This is a genomic window from Reichenbachiella sp., assembly GCF_039941815.1.
Lineage (GTDB): Bacteria > Bacteroidota > Bacteroidia > Cytophagales > Cyclobacteriaceae > Reichenbachiella.
This window is the reverse complement of the sequence record NZ_JBDVDW010000065.1, coordinates 238,948-256,404: the sequence shown is the minus strand read 5'-3', so window position 1 is coordinate 256,404 and position 17,457 is coordinate 238,948. Positions and strand designations below refer to the sequence as shown.

The 17,457-nt window shown below is 41.0% G+C and carries 14 protein-coding genes; 10 read left to right on the top strand and 4 right to left on the bottom strand.

The window, feature by feature from the left end; all coding sequences use genetic code 11:
- Positions 1 to 293: 293 nt before the first annotated feature.
- Complete coding sequence (locus tag ABJF11_RS18265; protein WP_348121596.1) at positions 294 to 1,634, top strand: FAD/NAD(P)-binding oxidoreductase; 1,341 nt, start codon at positions 294 to 296, stop codon at positions 1,632 to 1,634.
- The gene (locus tag ABJF11_RS18260) at positions 1,631 to 3,430 is read left to right on the top strand and encodes a 4Fe-4S dicluster domain-containing protein (RefSeq protein WP_348121595.1); all 1,800 of its coding nucleotides are present in this window, start codon (positions 1,631 to 1,633) and stop codon (positions 3,428 to 3,430) included. Before ABJF11_RS18265 ends, ABJF11_RS18260 begins: the two co-directional genes overlap by 4 nt.
- Before the next feature lie 44 nt (positions 3,431 to 3,474).
- Here the strand turns inward: ABJF11_RS18260 and ABJF11_RS18255 are convergent, their stop codons facing one another.
- A complete protein-coding gene (locus ABJF11_RS18255; protein WP_348121594.1) occupies positions 3,475 to 3,804 on the bottom strand; it encodes an iron-sulfur cluster assembly accessory protein in 330 nt (109 codons plus the stop codon).
- A 146-nt stretch (positions 3,805 to 3,950) separates the two neighbouring features.
- Here ABJF11_RS18255 and mce point away from each other — a divergent pair, with 146 nt between their 5' ends.
- The 4 genes from mce to ABJF11_RS18235 all read left to right on the top strand — a co-directional run bounded on the left by mce (position 3,951) and on the right by ABJF11_RS18235 (position 7,425).
- Positions 3,951 to 4,352: a methylmalonyl-CoA epimerase gene (gene mce, locus ABJF11_RS18250; protein WP_348121593.1), complete on the top strand. Its 402-nt coding sequence runs from the start codon at positions 3,951 to 3,953 to the stop codon at positions 4,350 to 4,352.
- Positions 4,352 to 5,389 carry a thiamine-phosphate kinase gene (gene thiL / locus ABJF11_RS18245; RefSeq protein WP_348121592.1) on the top strand — a complete coding sequence of 346 codons (1,038 nt, stop codon included), beginning with the start codon at positions 4,352 to 4,354 and terminating at the stop codon, positions 5,387 to 5,389. Before mce ends, thiL begins: the two co-directional genes overlap by 1 nt.
- 83 nt (positions 5,390 to 5,472) lie before the next feature.
- Entirely contained in the window at positions 5,473 to 5,907 is a 435-nt protein-coding gene (locus tag ABJF11_RS18240) for a hypothetical protein (protein ID WP_348121590.1), read from the top strand.
- Between the two features lie 78 nt (positions 5,908 to 5,985).
- Positions 5,986 to 7,425, top strand: coding sequence for a trypsin-like peptidase domain-containing protein (locus tag ABJF11_RS18235; RefSeq protein WP_348121589.1), 1,440 nt, complete (start codon positions 5,986 to 5,988; stop codon positions 7,423 to 7,425).
- 39 nt (positions 7,426 to 7,464) lie between these two features.
- Here the strand turns inward: ABJF11_RS18235 and dnaA are convergent, their stop codons facing one another.
- The gene (gene dnaA / locus ABJF11_RS18230; protein ID WP_348121587.1) at positions 7,465 to 8,880 is read right to left on the bottom strand and encodes a chromosomal replication initiator protein DnaA; all 1,416 of its coding nucleotides are present in this window, start codon (positions 8,878 to 8,880) and stop codon (positions 7,465 to 7,467) included.
- Positions 8,881 to 9,176: 296 nt separating this feature from the next.
- Here dnaA and ABJF11_RS18225 point away from each other — a divergent pair, with 296 nt between their 5' ends.
- Together ABJF11_RS18225 and scpA are read left to right on the top strand one after the other, a co-directional pair.
- Positions 9,177 to 10,880 carry a methylmalonyl-CoA mutase family protein gene (locus tag ABJF11_RS18225; protein WP_348121585.1) on the top strand — a complete coding sequence of 568 codons (1,704 nt, stop codon included), beginning with the start codon at positions 9,177 to 9,179 and terminating at the stop codon, positions 10,878 to 10,880.
- Positions 10,877 to 13,012 carry a methylmalonyl-CoA mutase gene (gene scpA, locus ABJF11_RS18220; RefSeq protein WP_348121584.1) on the top strand — a complete coding sequence of 712 codons (2,136 nt, stop codon included), beginning with the start codon at positions 10,877 to 10,879 and terminating at the stop codon, positions 13,010 to 13,012. Before ABJF11_RS18225 ends, scpA begins: the two co-directional genes overlap by 4 nt.
- Positions 13,013 to 13,018: 6 nt before the next feature.
- Here scpA and ABJF11_RS18215 read toward each other — a convergent pair whose 3' ends face one another.
- Together ABJF11_RS18215 and ABJF11_RS18210 are read right to left on the bottom strand one after the other, a co-directional pair.
- Positions 13,019 to 14,011 (bottom strand): pyruvate dehydrogenase complex E1 component subunit beta, encoded by a 993-nt coding sequence (locus ABJF11_RS18215; protein WP_348121993.1) that lies wholly within the window; start codon positions 14,009 to 14,011, stop codon positions 13,019 to 13,021.
- Between the two features lie 255 nt (positions 14,012 to 14,266).
- A complete protein-coding gene (locus tag ABJF11_RS18210; RefSeq protein WP_348121582.1) occupies positions 14,267 to 16,045 on the bottom strand; it encodes an OmpA family protein in 1,779 nt (592 codons plus the stop codon).
- A 139-nt stretch (positions 16,046 to 16,184) separates the two neighbouring features.
- Between ABJF11_RS18210 and ABJF11_RS18205 the strand changes: the two genes are divergently transcribed.
- Positions 16,185 to 16,400 (top strand): PspC domain-containing protein, encoded by a 216-nt coding sequence (locus tag ABJF11_RS18205; RefSeq protein WP_348121581.1) that lies wholly within the window; start codon positions 16,185 to 16,187, stop codon positions 16,398 to 16,400.
- Between the two features lie 103 nt (positions 16,401 to 16,503).
- On the top strand, positions 16,504 to 17,457 hold the full coding sequence (locus ABJF11_RS18200) for an acetyl-CoA carboxylase carboxyltransferase subunit alpha (RefSeq protein ID WP_348121579.1): 954 nt from the start codon (positions 16,504 to 16,506) through the stop codon (positions 17,455 to 17,457).

Genomic DNA, 17,457 nt, shown 5'->3' with positions numbered 1-17,457 from the left:
CTGCCTTTTGACGTGCAACCCCTAAACCAACCTAACCTAAACTTACCTCAACAACCTTAAATGTTGTAATTGAATGCTTATCTCAATATAACGATTATCGTGCCAAAAAGATATAGCGATTCGAAATATTTTTATAACAATACAAAGATAGTAAGCCGCAACTAGACAAGAAAGTATTGTGTCAAAAAAAGTAAAAATTACGGGTATTCTTTAATATTAGGGGAATTACCTAGTTGTGCGGAACTATATCCTCATTATTTTTATTTACCTCTTATAATTGACCTTTACAATCTATGCCAGACAACAAACACGTTGTAATAATTGGAAATGGAATTTCCGGTATCACTGCAGCAAGACATCTAAGAAAGCACAGTAAATGCCGCATAACGGTGATATCAGGAGAATCGGATTATTTCTACTCTCGTACAGCATTGATGTATGTCTACATGGGGCATATGAAATTTGAAAATACCAAACCTTACGAAGACTGGTTTTGGAAGAAAAATGAAATAGACTTGGTCAAAGCATGGGTGCAAGAGGTAGACACTAAAGAAAAGCGACTCAAACTTGATGGGGTTGAAGATATTACATATGACGTGCTGGTACTAGCAACTGGCTCAGTTTCCAATAAGTTTGGATGGCCCGGGCAAGAGGCCAAAGGCGTCAGTAGCCTCTATCATAAGCAGGACCTGGAGTACATCGAGGAATACTCCTCAAAAATGAATCGAGCAGTCATTGTTGGTGGTGGTCTAATAGGTATAGAACTCGCAGAAATGCTACATTCCAGGCAAATCGATGTGACTCTGTTGGTCAGAGAAGAAAACTTTTGGGATGTTGTGATGCCTCTCGAAGAAGCACAAATGATCAATCAGGAAATCAGAGATCACCACATAGACCTGAGATTGACCACTGAGCTGAAGGAGATTAAGATTGGTGAGGATGGCGCAGTAGTTGGGGTTGTGACCAACCAAGATGAACAAATAGAGTGTCAATTTGTAGGATTGACAGTCGGAGTGTCTCCAAACGTAAAATGGCTTGCCGCCAGTGGTCTAGAGATCAAAAGAGGTATTGTGGTAAACGAATTTCTTGAAACCAATATTGCGGACGTCTATGCCATCGGTGACTGCGCTGAGCACAATGTCCCTTCACCTGGAAGAAGGCCTGTAGAGCAGGTATGGTATACAGGTAGAATGATGGGAGAGGTGGTAGCACAAACTATACTTGGTAATCCTACAGCCTACAAACCCGGTATATGGTTCAATTCAGCAAAATTCTTCAATATCGAATATCAGACCTATGGTACCGTTACACCAACTCTCGCCGAAGGACATGATCAATTCTTCTGGCAGACCGATGACGGCAAAATAAGCTTTCGCGTGGTATTTGATGCCTCTGACCGATCTGTACTTGGGTTGAACGTTTTGGGCATTCGGATGCGTCACGAGGTCTGGGACGAATGGATCCGGAATGGGGAGAAAATAGAAGTGGTAATGGCGCAATTGGAAAGAGCCAATTTTGATCCCGAGTTTTTCAACAAATATGAATATGCCATTCGGGAGATTTTTAATCAGAAATTCGAACATCTGGCAATTGAAAACCAAAAACCTTCACTTCTTAAAAGAATATTTTCATGAGAATTAAAATCATCCAAAATATAGGACTTATCCTCTTTCTGATCGGGTTCGGTTTATTCGTAATGAGCTTTGCCTCTGAAAAATATGTTCTGACCCAATCCTCAATAGATAGGATGGTAGATGATTCGGCCAAAGCTGGGTTGATCAAAAGCTTTGGTGAAAAGCATTTGAATACTGAGCTTTCAAATGCTTTTGCCTTCAACAGTCTTTTGGATCAACTTTTTGCTGATATTAATAATTATCAGCTGGAGCGATTTGGGCTCAGCGATGATCGATTAGAGCGGATGGTCAAATCATTGTCCGGGACCGAATTCTCGATGGACAAAGCCAAAGCCGAGTTTGGTGAGTCCGATGCGCTGACCGCTTTCCAATGGGAAGCATTCACCTCCTATGGAGGCTGGTTGGAAGGGAAGACCTTTGGGTCAGAGCAAGAGCTCCGAGACGCCCTGCAAATCGTGCAGACCAACATAGCCAGCTATGGCGTACTCAACGAGAAAGGATTCAATGAATATGAAATAAAAGATCTGAAGTATGGTTTGACAAAGGCGTCATCTGTCGGACTGGTCTCATCGAGTCCCTTACAGGTAATGCTTGCGATTTATGCACTTATCATTTTTGGAGCGTTGATATATATTTTTCCAAACATAAAACTGTTGGGGCCCGCTGGAATAAAAAATGATGGGATTTTTCATAGCAAGGTCAAAAACAAAGGCTGGATTGGCATTCTACTGGGCAGCTTTCTGATTCTTTTTTACATCATTTTGTATTTCTATCCCGAATACATGACCACTTGGATCTTGATGGTAGACCCGGTTAGCCAATGGCTAAAAGGCTCTGATGCTGGGCGATTTTTCCTCTATGGCTTTATTTATACCTTAGCTATACTAGTGATGGGTGTTAGAATGATGATCAAATACCGTCATAGCAAATATCAACTCTGGCGTACCGCTTCAGTGATGTTTTTTCAGCTCTCGCTTGCTTTCCTGATTCCAGAAATATTGCTCAGACTAAATCAACCGTACTTCGATTTCAAAAATATCTGGCCTTTAGACTATGACTTCTTTTTTGATAATGAGCTAAATACCCTAATCAACCATGGAGGTATAGGACTATTTATGCTCGGCTGGGGAATAGGATTGACATTACTTGGAGTTCCGGTTATGGTTTACTTTTTTGGCAAACGCTGGTACTGCTCATGGGTATGCGGCTGCGGTGGCCTCGCCGAAACCTTAGGTGATCCTTTTAGACAACTGTCCGACAAATCTCTTAAAGCCTGGAAATTTGAGCGAATATCAATTCATAGCGTACTCGTGTTTGCTATAGTCATGACTGGAGCTGTCCTATACACCTACTGGACAGGTAATAGTGAGGTATTTGGCATAAGTTCGTATCATCTCAGATCTGTATATGGTGGCTGGATAGGTGCTGGATTTGCAGGTGTGGTAGGCACAGGTTTCTATCCCCTTATGGGTAATCGCGTGTGGTGCAGGTTTGGATGCCCGCTAGCCGCCTATTTAGGTTTAGTACAAAGGTTCAAATCCAGATTTAGAATAACTACCAACGGAGGACAGTGTATATCATGTGGCAACTGCTCCACTCATTGTGAAATGGGGATAGATGTACGCTGGTATGCTCAGCGAGGAGAGAATATCGTAAGATCTTCTTGCGTTGGCTGTGGCGTATGCTCTGCTGTGTGTCCAAGAGGAGTGCTCAACCTTGAAAACAGAAGTGATGATAATCGATTTGAGACTGCCGGCCTGATAGGCAATGATAGTTTCCCTGAAATTAAGAAATAGCCGTGAGTTTTTCACGGCTTTATGTTTCCGGTAAGGGGATTATTCTATACAGCGAAGCTTTCGCCACAACCACATGTGCGTGTGGCATTTGGGTTTACAAATTGAAAGCCCTTGCCATTCAATCCATCCGAAAAGTCCAAGGTTGTATCAAGTAGATAGAAAAGGCTTTTCTTGTCTACAATAACCTTCACGCCATTCTCACCTTCGAAAACGTCATCTTTTTCAGAAATCTGATCGTCAAAAGACAGGTCATACATTAGACCTGAACAGCCGCCACCTTTAACTGAAACTCGCAAATTGTGATTCTCAGTATGGCCTTCAGCCTTCTTTAATTCAACGATTCTGCTCTGTGCTTTTTCTGATACGTTCAGCATATATTTATTTTTCTATGGGTATTAAGAATACCTTATCGACGGTCAAATTTATAATAGTAGAAAACTCTTCGTGATCACGAAAAGTTTCACTTTTTTTGCAAATCTAACGATTTATTTAGAATCGGTTTAAATAATTACCTACCAAAATGAAACTAGAACACATCGGAATTGCAGTCAAAAACCTAAAGGATTCTAATCAACTATTCGAGCAGTTGTTTGGAAAACCTGGTTACAAGGTAGAGACAGTAGACTCAGAGCATGTATCTACCTCTTTTTTTCAAGTTGGAGAGTCCAAAGTAGAACTATTGGAAGCTACAAATGATGACAGTGCGATTGCAAAGTTCATTGCCAAGAAAGGAGAAGGCATTCATCATTTGGCATTTGAGGTTGATGATATTCATGCCGAAATGAAAAGGCTGGCAGGAGAGGGTTTTCAGCTTTTGAATAAAGAACCAAAAAAAGGAGCAGATAATAAGCTGGTCTGTTTCCTTCATCCGAAATCAAGCAACGGTGTATTAGTAGAATTATGTCAGGAAATCAAAGAATAATGTCGGAACAAAAAGATTCAAGAACAGAAATAGGAGAAATAGGAGAATTTGGATTAATCGACCGATTGAGTTCCAAATTTAGTACGAAAAACAGCTCCACTCTCAAAGGAATTGGGGATGACGCTGCCGTGATAGGCAATGGCGACGATCTCCGGTTGTACTCTACCGATATGCTACTCGAAGGAGTGCATTTCGACTTGTCTTATATGCCATTACAGCATTTGGGATACAAGGCTGTGGCAGTCAATGTATCAGACATCGCTGCTATGAATGGCATACCAAAGCAGATTACAATAAGTTTAGCCCTGAGCAACCGATTTTCAGTAGAGGCAGTGGAAGAATTGTACAAAGGCATTCACTTTGCTTGCGAAGATTTCTCAGTCGATTTGGTAGGCGGAGATACTGCAGCTTCTCCGTCAGGCCTGGTGATTTCAGTTGGTGTAATAGGAGAGGTGACTAAGGATAAGGTCGTTTACAGAAAAAATGCTGAGGAAAACGATATCATCTGTGTTACTGGAGACTTAGGCGGCGCATTCATGGGCCTACAGGTACTGGAAAGAGAAAAAGCAGTGTTCAAGGCCAATCCGGAAATGCAGCCAGAATTAGAAAAGTATGACTATATAGTCAAGCGGCAGCTCAAACCAACCGCACGAATGGACGTAATACACGAATTGAGAGATCTATCATTGGTGCCAACAGCAATGATCGACATATCTGATGGATTGGCCTCAGAGCTCTTTCATATCGCCAAACAATCTGATGTAGGAATTACTATCTATGAGGATAAACTACCGATTTCTAAAATGACCTACGACATGGCCGTGGAGTTTAACATGGACCCTATGACCTGTGCATTGAATGGAGGTGAGGATTATGAGCTTCTATTTACCATCAGTCAAAAGGACTTCGAGAAAATCAAAAATCATGCGGATATTGCTGCCATAGGATTTGTCAACAAGAAAGCTAATGGATTGAACATGATTACCAAAAACGATAATACGGTGGCAATTCAGGCGCAAGGTTGGAAACATTTTTAGCTATAAAATCTGACCTAACATTGTATTAATTTTTTAAATGATCTTATTTTTGTTGTAGGCGACAGTTTTGATCATTATCTAAAATGAATACTTCAATAGATATTCCCAAAAATTATAAGGTTTATTTGAATAAGCCCTATGTACAAGTATTCTGGAATCCTATCAATAAGATCCTTACAAGTCGGTGGACTGGGTTTTGTACATTCGATGAAATAAAGGCGGTGGCACAAAGGATAATTGATGCCGTGATTCTCGAAGGAGCAAAAAAAGTCCTCTATGATGCAAGGGGAATTGAAATGTTGGATGATGACTCACAGCGATACATTGCAGGTGATTTTACCAAAGAAATGATAAAAGTCGGGATCGAATATTCAGCCACTGTATCACCGACCGATGTATTCGCCAAATTTTCAGTAGATGATATTCAAAGCTCTATCAAAATTCCTGAAGCGTCTCACAACAAGTTCTTTAAGTCTGTAGATGAAGCCTTTGAATGGCTTGAAAAGCAAGTAGCTTAACAATCTTTAACAGCTCATTTTTAACTTCTCGATCAATCCTACGTAATTTTCTTCATAGAAACTAACGCATGAATTTGTATGTCTAAATTATTAAAAATCGGACTAGTAGCATTTTTGTCAGCCGGCCTGGGTGTGTGGGTGACCTTTGATTATCTGCAGGAGAATCATCCCCCACAACTGTCGTCTACAGAGTATGAAAAGGGAAAGGATAATCGGACGCAATTGATCAATGAGCGTAATTCCTTTGCAAACTTACTGCCTAATGAAAACTTTGTAGATGCCTCAGAACAATCCACTAATAGTGTGGTGTTTATAAAAAATCTGAGTGTGATTAACTACAGGACTGGCCATTGGATGGACTGGTTTTTTGAGCCACGCACCTCTCAACGCATGAGCACAGGTTCTGGGGTCATTCTATCGAGTGATGGTTATATTGTAACGAACAATCATGTAATAGAAGACGCTGACGAGATAGAAGTAGTACACAAAAAAAGGAGCTATAAAGGACGTATTATAGGTACTGATCCATCGACTGATTTGGCAGTGATAAAAGTGGATGTACCCAACCTGCCGGCCATTACTTTGGGCAACTCTTCCGATGTACAGGTGGGCGAATGGGTATTAGCCGTTGGAAACCCATTCAATTTGACCTCCACGGTCACAGCGGGTATTGTGTCAGCCAAAGGAAGAAATATTAATATACTCAAGGATAAATTCCCGATAGAATCGTTTATCCAGACCGATGCAGCCATTAATCCTGGAAACAGCGGAGGTGCCTTGGTCAATAGCAAAGGAGAACTGATAGGAATCAATACGGCTATTTTATCAATGACTGGGTCTTATGCAGGTTATGGATTTGCAGTACCGATCGATATTGTTAAGAAAGTGTTCAACGATATTGTGAAGTACGGTGAAGTTCAAAAGGCATTCTTCGGTGCTGAATTTGCAGATTTGGATAATGAAACTGCCGAGGAACTAAACATCAATGACCTCAATGGCGTGATCATTACTCACGTTCAAAAAGGCTGGGCGGCCGACAAAGCTGGTTTAGAAAAAGGAGATATTCTTACTGCTATCAACGGTGAGCCATTACAAGATAGATCCCAGTTAGAAGAAACGATAGGTTATAAATATCCAGGAGACCTGATTCAGCTCAATTTGAAACGTGGAAGTAAAGACCTGATCAAAACTTTAGAATTCACAAATAGAGAAGGGACCACTGAAGTTCTAAAGCGAATGGTTTATCAATCTCAGTCTTTGAAGGCATCATTTGAAGCTATTTCCAAGGCTGAGCGTGATTTGTTGGGCATTAGTTCAGGTATTAGAGTGGTTGGGGTTGAAAACGGATTTTTTAGGAAATTAGATATCCCCGAGGGATTTATCATCACAGAAATCAATCATAGTGTAATAGCCACCCCACAGGAACTGGAAGAAATTCTGCAAGGCATCAGAGGAAAGGTAATAATCTCAGGTATCACGACCAGAGGACGAAAAGTCTACTTTCCGTTCTTATTCTAGGGAATTAAAATAGAGGAGTTATAAAAATTAAATGAAAGCCTATATGGCTTTCATTTTAAATTTTTTCTTTAGCTCTGAAAAGGAGGACCTAAATCGGGCATCTGTATCGAGCATATCGTTTACCGATTGCAAGGCGTGTATGACTGTGCTGTGATCTCTTCCTCCAAAATGACTACCAATACTTTTGAGTGAGTGATTAGTATAATCTTTAGAGAAGTACATCGCCAACTGCCTGGCAATTACGATTTCTTTTTTACGAGTCTTGGCCTTTAGGTCATCAGAAGATACATTGAAATACTCCGAAACTGTTTTTTGGATATAGTCAATACCAACCTCAGACTCGATATTTTTCACAATAGACTTAAGCGTATGCTTAGCTAATTCCAGATCAATCTCTGTCTTATTGAGTGAGGAGTGAGCGACAAGTGATATGAGCACACCTTCCAGCTCTCTAATATTAGTATCTACACTATATGCGAGATATTCCAACACCTTGTCGTCGATAATCAACCCGTCGTCCTGAAGCTTCTTTTGAATAATTGCAAGACGAGTTTCAAAATCAGGATTTTGCAAATCAGCAGTCAGTCCCCATTTGAATCTGGATACAAGTCTTTCTTGTAACCCTTGCAATTCGGTAGGTGGTCTGTCACTTGACATTACAATCTGCTTGCCGTTTTGATGCAAGTGATTGAAAATGTGAAAGAATATTTCTTGTGTCTTTACCTTATCCTTAAAAAACTGAACATCGTCAATAATCAAGGTATCTACGTTGAGGTAGTAGTTGGTAAAATCTTGTAGGTTGTTATTTTTTAACGCCTCAATAAATTGGTTGGCAAATTTTTCAGAAGCTACATAGAGCACAAAGTTGTCTGGAGTTTGCTCCTTTATCTTATTTCCTATCGCCTGAACCAAATGTGTTTTGCCCAGCCCTACACCACCATAAATCATTAATGGATTAAATGAAGTCACCCCCGGCTTAGTTGACACGGCATATCCGGCAGAACGAGCCAGACGGTTACAATCTCCTTCTATATAAGTCTCGAAAGTATTTTCAGGGTTTAAATTGGATTTTTGATAGCATCCGTCGATTGCTTGAAGTGCAAAAGGACTCGCAAAACGCTGATTTTGATCCCCCTTGATTTGTCCAAATTTAGAAATACCGTTTTTTTGCGCCAAATTCACGGTATATGGCTGATTTAGAGAATTTCCCTGGTCAACAATCACAGAGTACTCTAATTTGCCTTCTTCGCCAATAGCGCCTTGAATCGCTGCTTTAAGTACTTGCACGTAATTGTCCTCTAACCACTCATAAAAGAACTGCGACGGAACCTGGATTGTAAGAACCGGATGCGTAAATTTTATCGGAATAATAGGCTCAAACCAAGTTTTGAAGCTTTGTTCTGGGATTTTGGACCCAATAAATTCTAAACACTTATCCCATATTTTTACGTGCATTCGTTTGAATTAGTTGGTGGTTAAAAACTGATTATTTTCAACATTTCTCTCTTAGCGGATATCAAATTTGATAAAAAAAAAATTAACAAAAAAATGAAATGTGTATTGACTTTTTGGATAATTGTTCTGGTCTGTATAGAGCTTCATTTTTTTTTAATATTCTTCAAAAAGTGCAATTTTTGATCGCAACCCAAAAAGTGGCTTTAAACAGCATTCTCGGCATTTATTAATTATTAGTAGCCATTTTTTCCTTGTTCGTGGCTAACTCCTTAAATTGCGAATACTACCCAAATAATATGATTAAAGACTATACTTTCGACGAGTTTGAGAAACCTTCTCGATTACAATGGATTGAGAAGCTCAATAAAGATCTCGGCGAGGATATCGCCAAACGAATTTCTACCTGGACGAGTGAAAGAAATTTAGACTTGTCTGCCTATTATGATAGAAATGATGTTACAGATATTAGCCCCGTTCCAACCCCACCAAACCTCTCTTGGAAATACCTTCAAACTTTTGATTCCAACGACACAAACGCAGAATTATTAGATGCACTAATGAATGGTGCAGATGGTGCTATTCTTGAGGAAAGTGTTATTCCCAGTCTGGATAAGATTTTGAACAAGGTTGCTCCAGAGCATTGTACCCTGGCCATCAGAACTTCTAATCTGGAATCTTATCAGACATACTGCAAATGGGTAGATGCAAATTTGGGTGAAAGCCAACAATCTGAAGTGCTGCTTTTTGGAGACTTCACAACTGTAGCTAGCCAAACAAGCCCTTCCAGGTTGAGTTTTCTTCTTGGTAGTTTCGTCAAAGGTCAGACTCGAAAACATAAAACTACTTGTCTTGATTCCGGATTGATTCAAAGCATGGGAGGCTCTGCGCAATTAGAGCTGAGTTACCTGCTATCACAGAGCACATATTATATTAATAGCCTGCTAGATCAGGGACATGATGTCGAGCAAGTGTTAGACAGTTTGTTTATTTCAACAGCAGTCGGAAGCAACTTCTTTCTCGAGCTAGCCAAGATTAGAGCTATGAGGATGCTGATGTCGCAAATCACCAAAGCTTATGGCGCGACTGATGTACACATACCCATCCATGCGAAGACCTCGCCTTTTACAAAATCGGCCATCGATGCCAATACTAATTTTCTAAGATGCTCTACTGAATCCATGTCAGCCGCATTGGCAGGAGTTGATTATTTATCCATTAATCCACATCACAACATAAAATCAGGAGAAAGAATAGCGCGAAATATCTCGAATCTTCTAAAAGAGGAGTCGCACTTTGCAAAGACTTTAGATCCATCCGCTGGATCATATTATGTAGAGCAACTCACTCAACAGTTGGCAAAAAAAGCCTGGCAAAGCTTTCAGGAATTAGAACGGAAAGGAGGATTTGAAGCTGCTATTACCAAAGAGTACTTCGAGAAAGAAATCATGGCTGATTTTGAATTTCAAAAAGCCAGAATTATTACTGGCAGCCGTAAGATGGTAGGAGTTAACGATTTTGGGAATCAAGACGAAAAAATTGACAAGGATCAACTGAGTTACGAATATCCGTCCATTGCAGAAGATTTCGAACATGTCCGAATGTGGGTAGAAACCTACGTCCAAAATAAAGGAGAGAATGATAGACCGCAAATCTACCTCGTAGGAGTGGGTACGAATGCTAAGATGATGAACGCCAGATTTACATTTGCTACCAATTTCTTTAATTGGTCTGGTATGAAAGTAAATAAGTATAACGGACAGCATTTAACCAAGAATGCTATTATAGTTTGTTGTGGTGCTGATGATGATTACTCCGAGGCGGTTATATTCAAAGCGCTAGAGAGTTTGCCTGCTGACACAGAGGTGCTGGCTGCCGGCAAAGAGCACGCCGAGGCGTCTGATCGAATTTCCGCCTGGATAAATGTGAAGTCCAATAGACTAGCTATGATAAAAGATATTTTGACCCGAATGGACATCACCCAAAACCTGCTATCGTTATGAGCAAACCTGATTTTTCAAACCTCGATTTTGAGCAGTTAGAATGGAATAAGGGAAAGAAGCGCCACAACGACGAAACCTATAGGTTCGCCGAAGGCATTCCGGTTTCCGAACAGTATGATGAAGAAGATATCAAAGACGCAAAGCATATTGGATTTAGTGCGGGACTCCCACCTTTTTTAAGAGGACCTTATTCTGCCATGTATGCTTCCAGACCCTGGACCATCAGGCAATATGCAGGGTTTTCGACCGCTGAGGAGTCAAATGCCTTTTATAGAAGAAATCTAGCCTCAGGGCAAAAGGGCTTATCCATTGCCTTTGATCTCGCCACTCACAGAGGATATGACTCGGATCACGAGCGCGTCTCCGGTGATGTGGGTAAAGCTGGTGTAGCGGTAGATTCCATTTTAGATATGGAAATTCTTTTTGATCAGATTCCTCTTGATCAGATGTCCGTCTCGATGACTATGAATGGAGCAGTATTGCCTATCATGGCTTTCTACATTGTAGCAGCAGAAGAACAGGGAGTGGATCGGTCGCAACTGAGTGGTACTATTCAGAATGATATTCTGAAGGAGTTTATGGTTAGGAATACATTTATATATCCGCCTAAACCATCAATGCGAATCATTTCTGATATTTTCAAGTACACCTCGGAACACATGCCCAAGTTCAATTCCATCAGTATCAGTGGCTACCATATGCAGGAGGCTGGAGCCACAGCGGATCTTGAGCTGGCTTTCACGTTAGCAGACGGCTTGGAATACCTACGAACCGGGGTGGAGGCTGGTATCGATGTAGATATATTAGCGCCAAGATTGTCATTTTTCTGGGCCATTGGAATGAATCATTTTATGGAAATAGCTAAAATGAGGGCGGCAAGAATCCTTTGGGCTAAAATCGTAAAGACTTTTAACCCAAAGAACCCTAAGTCGATGGCGCTGCGGACTCATAGTCAGACTTCCGGTTGGAGCCTTACCGCTCAGGATCCATACAACAATATAGGCCGAACCTGTATCGAAGCGATGGCGGCTGCTTTTGGCCATACTCAGTCCTTGCACACGAATGCTCTCGATGAGGCCATTGCCCTACCAACAGACTTCTCTGCAAGAATCGCCCGAAATACGCAAATCTACATACAAGAAGAGACTGATATTACCAAAGTAGTAGACCCATGGGCTGGTTCCTATTATGTAGAGTACCTTACCGATCAATTGGCCCGTAAGGCCTGGGAGATCATAAGTGAGATTGAAGAAATGGGAGGTATGGCGAAAGCCATAGAAACGGGCATGCCCAAACTCAAAATTGAAGAGGCTGCTGCAAGAAAACAAGCACGAATAGATACAGGCAAGGAGGTAATCGTAGGTATCAATAAGTACCAGACAGAAGAAGAAACTGACATTGAACTACTTGAGGTGGATAATGATGCGGTTAGAAGGTCGCAGATAGAAAGGTTGACGAAACTAAAAGCCGAACGAGACAATGAAGCAGTAGCCACTGCTCTGCAAGCCATCACCGAAAGTGCAAAAAGTGGTAAGGGTAACTTGTTGGATCTATCAGTGAATGCTGCCAGGCATCGTGCCTCATTAGGTGAGATATCTTCAGCAATGGAAACTGCTTTTGGACGGCATGTACCAAAAACTTCTGCTGTATCTGGTGTATTTGCCAAAGAAGTAAAAAATAATACTGAGATTTTGAAGGTGTTAGAATTGGTCAAAAAGTTCGAGGAACTGGACGGCCGTAGACCAAGAATAATGGTTGCGAAAATGGGCCAGGATGGTCATGATCGCGGCGCAAAAGTAATAGCTACCAGCTTTGCTGATCTAGGCTTTGACGTTGATATAGGCCCTCTTTTTCAGACGCCAGAAGAGGTGGCTAAGCAGGCTACAGAAAACGATGTCCACATTATTGGTGCATCTAGCTTAGCCGCAGGGCACAAAACACTTGTGCCAGCCTTGATTGCCGAACTCAAAAGATTGGATCGCGCTGATATCATGGTAATAGCGGGTGGCGTCATTCCACCCAAAGATTACCAGTTTTTGTATGATGCGGGGGTCTCAGGAGTATTTGGTCCTGGTACAAAAATAGCAGATGCAGCTACCGATATTCTGGAAAAGCTAATGCAGCAGGAGTAGTTTATACTACTTCTGAATGTACATGATTTCTTTTACGGCCTTTACTGTTCTTGATACGTTAGGAAGGATTTCTTCGATCAGCGTAGGTGCATATGGTAGTGGTACGTCTCTATTCGTGATTCTATGGATCGGAGCATCGAGATAATCAAAGGCTCTACGTTGTACAGAATGACTGATTTCAGAGGATATGGAAGCCAAAGGCCACGCTTCCTCTACCACAACCAAACGATTAGTTTTCTTTACCGATTCTATGATCGTATCATAGTCAATTGGTCTCACGGTTTTTAGATCTATTACCTCGGCATTGATACCTTCTTTAGCCAGTTCTTCAGCAGAGTTGAGTGCAACTTTCATAAATTTACCGAATGAGACAATGGTCACGTCAGACCCTTGCTTTACTACTTCAGCAACGCCGATAGGAGTAAGGTATTCGCCCTCAGGCACCATTCCTTTCTCTCCATACATCAACTCTGACTCCATGAAAATGACTGGGTCATTGTCACGAATAGAGGATTTTAGTAGGCCCTTAGCATCTGCCGGATTGGATGGAACTACTACTTTTAGTCCAGGGGTATTAGCGAACCAATTTTCAAAATTTTGAGAATGTTGAGAACTCAGCATGCCAGCATTACCTGTAGGACCTCTGAATACAATAGGAATATTGAATTGACCCCCTGACATTGACATCATTTTTGCTGCCCCATTAATGATCTGATCGATCGCAACCAGCGAAAAGTTGAAAGTCATAAATTCAATGATTGGTCTTAGACCATTCATGCCTGCACCAACACCAATTCCTGCAAACCCAAGCTCAGCAATCGGTGTATCTATCACTCTTTTCGCACCGAATTCATCGAGCATACCCTGACTGACTTTGTAGGCGCCATTATATTCGGCTACTTCTTCTCCCATTAGAAATACAGACTCATCGCGTCGCATTTCTTCGTTCATGGCTTCTCTTAGGGCTTCTCTGAATTGTAATTCTTTCATCTGTTGAATTTGTTTTCTTCCTCCTGATGAAATCTCAATGAATTGGATTCATATTGATTGCATCATAAAGTAATATTAAAATGATACAGCTTGGGTGCGTCGTTCAGTTCGCTTTCTATCAATCGCATGGCGATTTAAGACCGCTAAATTATGATAATGCCAGCAATATCGCAATCAAACCGGCATAAAGTAGGTGGGGCCTAAAATAAAAAAAGTCTAGCCCATAGGAGGACTAGACTTTCCATTCAAATGATTTCTATTCTCTTAGTTCAGAGCCTCAGCAACTTGCGCCGCGTAGTTAGAGAACTCAAGGTCAGTAAGAGCTTTTTCTTTCATTTCAGGATCTTTTTCGATAGCCATTTTCAAGCTTGATAGCATGTCGGCATCGTTTCTCAATCGAGCTGATGCTACAGCAGAAGCGTAATAAGCTTTTGCAAAGTCAGCATCTTGCTCAGCAGCATTGCCAAATCCTGTTACAGCATTTTCATAATCTTTGTTTAGCAATAGAGCCAATCCTCTGTTGAATGCAACAGTCTTAGACTCTTTTGCTGCTTTCAATGATTCGAAAGCTGCATCGTACTCACCTCTTTTGATTTCCAATGAACCTTTAACAGCGCTCATTCCTGAAGCGTGATCTGCTGATGGGCTTTTTGCCAATCCAGCTACAACCGCATCGTATGCTTGAGCTTTGTCTCCTTGCAGTGCATAAGCCGTAGCCATGTTAGCTAGAACTTCAGCAGCTTGGTTTTTGTTAGCAGCGATCTCTAATTGAGTGATAGCCAATTCAACATTAGAATTTCTATCAGCTCCTTCAGCAGCAGCGGCCATTTCTAAATAAACAGCTCCTAAGTTGTTATGCGCTTCCCAGCTACCATCTTTCTTAGTAGCAGCTTTGTAGATTCCTTCTTTTTCAGCCAATGATGGAGTAAGTGTTCCTGCAAACATCAATTCTTGACTAGACAAAGTATCAGCACTTGCAGTGCCTTCAGCTACTTGCTTAGCCAAAACAGCGATCTCAGCATTTGTTTTCTTTTCCTTAACTGTGAGTACTTCAGTTTTAGCAGCTCTCAATCCAGGGTAGATATCCTTGAAGATGGACTTGTAAGAATCCAGTTTCTGAAGAGCTTTTTCTTTGTCTTCGAATAGACCAGCACCATTTACAACTTTTAGTACTTCTGATTTCTGAGCGTCAGATGCACCTTCGTATGCGTTCAAAGCATCTTTGAAAGCAGTCCAATCTTCTACTACAGGCTTAAGGATGAAGTTGATCGAATCAGCCATATCCTTATAATCGTATTTTCTCATTTGGCTTCTGTAGTACTTCTCAATTGCTTTCGCTCTTGCTTCAGATAGACCTGAGTTGATAGTTTCAGTACCTTCTGGAGAGTGAGTACCTGTGATAGTCACGGTTTTAGTAACATTTTTGTCAGCAATGAATGCTGCAAATTCTTTACCTTTTTCGCTTCTAGTCTCAGAGCTTTTCAAAACAGAACTACCTTGATCGAAATAGAAATCCACATTTGTTGGGACTAGTTCTTCCTGATCATTGTATCCATGAAAAGCATATGCACTATAGAATTCATCTTCTACTAATCTTGAAGTAGTGATGATCCCCTTAGCGGCATCATATCTTGGAGTTTCGGCGGTTTTTCCATTCTGATCTACAGCAGTACCTTGTACTTGAAGTACACCCTCACTCATTGCAGGGTCGTATGCAAAGCTATAAGAGTCACTTTTTCTAGAGGTAGTTGTTTTACTATCTGGAAAGTCAGTTGCATCAAAAACCATTTTTCCTACTTCTACATCGTTATCACCAGATTTATAATAGGTGGCTAGATTATATACATATTTTTGTGGAAGCATTTTCGCGGGTAGTACCACAGACATGTCGGCCTTTACAGAGTCTCCATGCAGTTCAAGTGGATTAGGTACTACGTCTACCTGCTGTGTTGCAGCAAGCTTCACCATGTTGTTCAAGGCACTACAGCCTGATAACATTGTTAAGCCTACAAGAAAGGCTATTACAACATTCGATTTTCTCATTTGAATAATTGTTTTATTAAAATTGATATAACTTTTGTACTTATTTTCGGAATAATTGCAATAATACGGAAAAAATAAATATATCCTAAACTTATATAAGACAAATAAATTCAGCGTTTTACGTTAATTTTGCATCATTATGAAAGGAGTACAAGATTTTTTTGAGAAATATGCATTTGGGGTTTGCACTAAGCTGGGTGAGAAGCTGCGTATTCCTACGTCCAGTATTAGAATATTCTTTATCTATACCTCATTTTTAACTTTCGGATCACCTGTGCTGGTTTACCTCATGCTGGCCTTTGTCATGAACTTCCGGAAGCATTTGAGAAGGAGAAACTCTCTCTGGTATTATTAGTAGATAAATCTACCGCTTGAATTTATAGTTATAAACTGATTCAGGCTTCGTGTCAATTAGGAATTTATTTTTAGGTTTGCATTTCAAATTTCATCATTAATCTATGCTATTAGAATTTGAAAAGCCCATAGCTGAGCTTGAAGAAAAATTGGCCGATATGAAAATGCTTGCGTCTAGCAACGAAGTGGACGTAATAGAAGCAGTCAAATCGCTTGAGAAAAAAATCAAATCCCTTAAGAAGGAAACCTTTGACAACCTGACCCGGTGGCAGCGCGTACAGCTGTCTCGTCATCCAGACCGACCATATACTCTTGATTATGTCTATGAGATCACTGACGAGTTCATAGAGATTCATGGAGATCGTACCGTTAAGGATGATAAAGCCATGATAGGCGGATTGGGATCGATCAATGGCCAGTCCGTGATGATCATTGGTCAGCAAAAAGGCCGTAATACAAAAGATCGACAAAAGCGAAATTTTGGAATGGCTAACCCTGAAGGGTACAGAAAGGCTTTGCGCCTGATGAAGATGGCTGAGAAATTTAACAAGCCTATCGTATGTCTGATTGATACTCCTGGTGCTTTCCCAGGACTAGAGGCAGAGGAGCGTGGTCAGGGTGAGGCCATTGCTAGAAACCTCAAAGAGATGTTTATGCTTAAGGTGCCTGTGATATGTGTGATTATTGGAGAAGGGGCATCAGGTGGTGCACTTGGAATCGGAATTGGTGATCGTGTGCTCATGATGGAAAATTCTTGGTACTCTGTAATCTCGCCTGAGAACTGCTCTACCATTCTATGGAGGAGTTGGGATTACAAAGAGCAGGCGGCAGAAGCGCTGAAACCTACAGCCAAAGATATGAAAGGCAACGGCATGGTTGATGGAATAATCAAGGAGCCCCTTGGTGGAGCACATGTAGATACAAGTGCTGCAGCTAAAGAGCTCAAAAAAGTGTTGCTTGATAACCTCAAGGAGTTGAATAAAATATCTGCTGAAGACAGAATATCTCAAAGAATAGATAAGTTCGGTCAAATGGGAGTGGTTGCCTCCTTATCATAG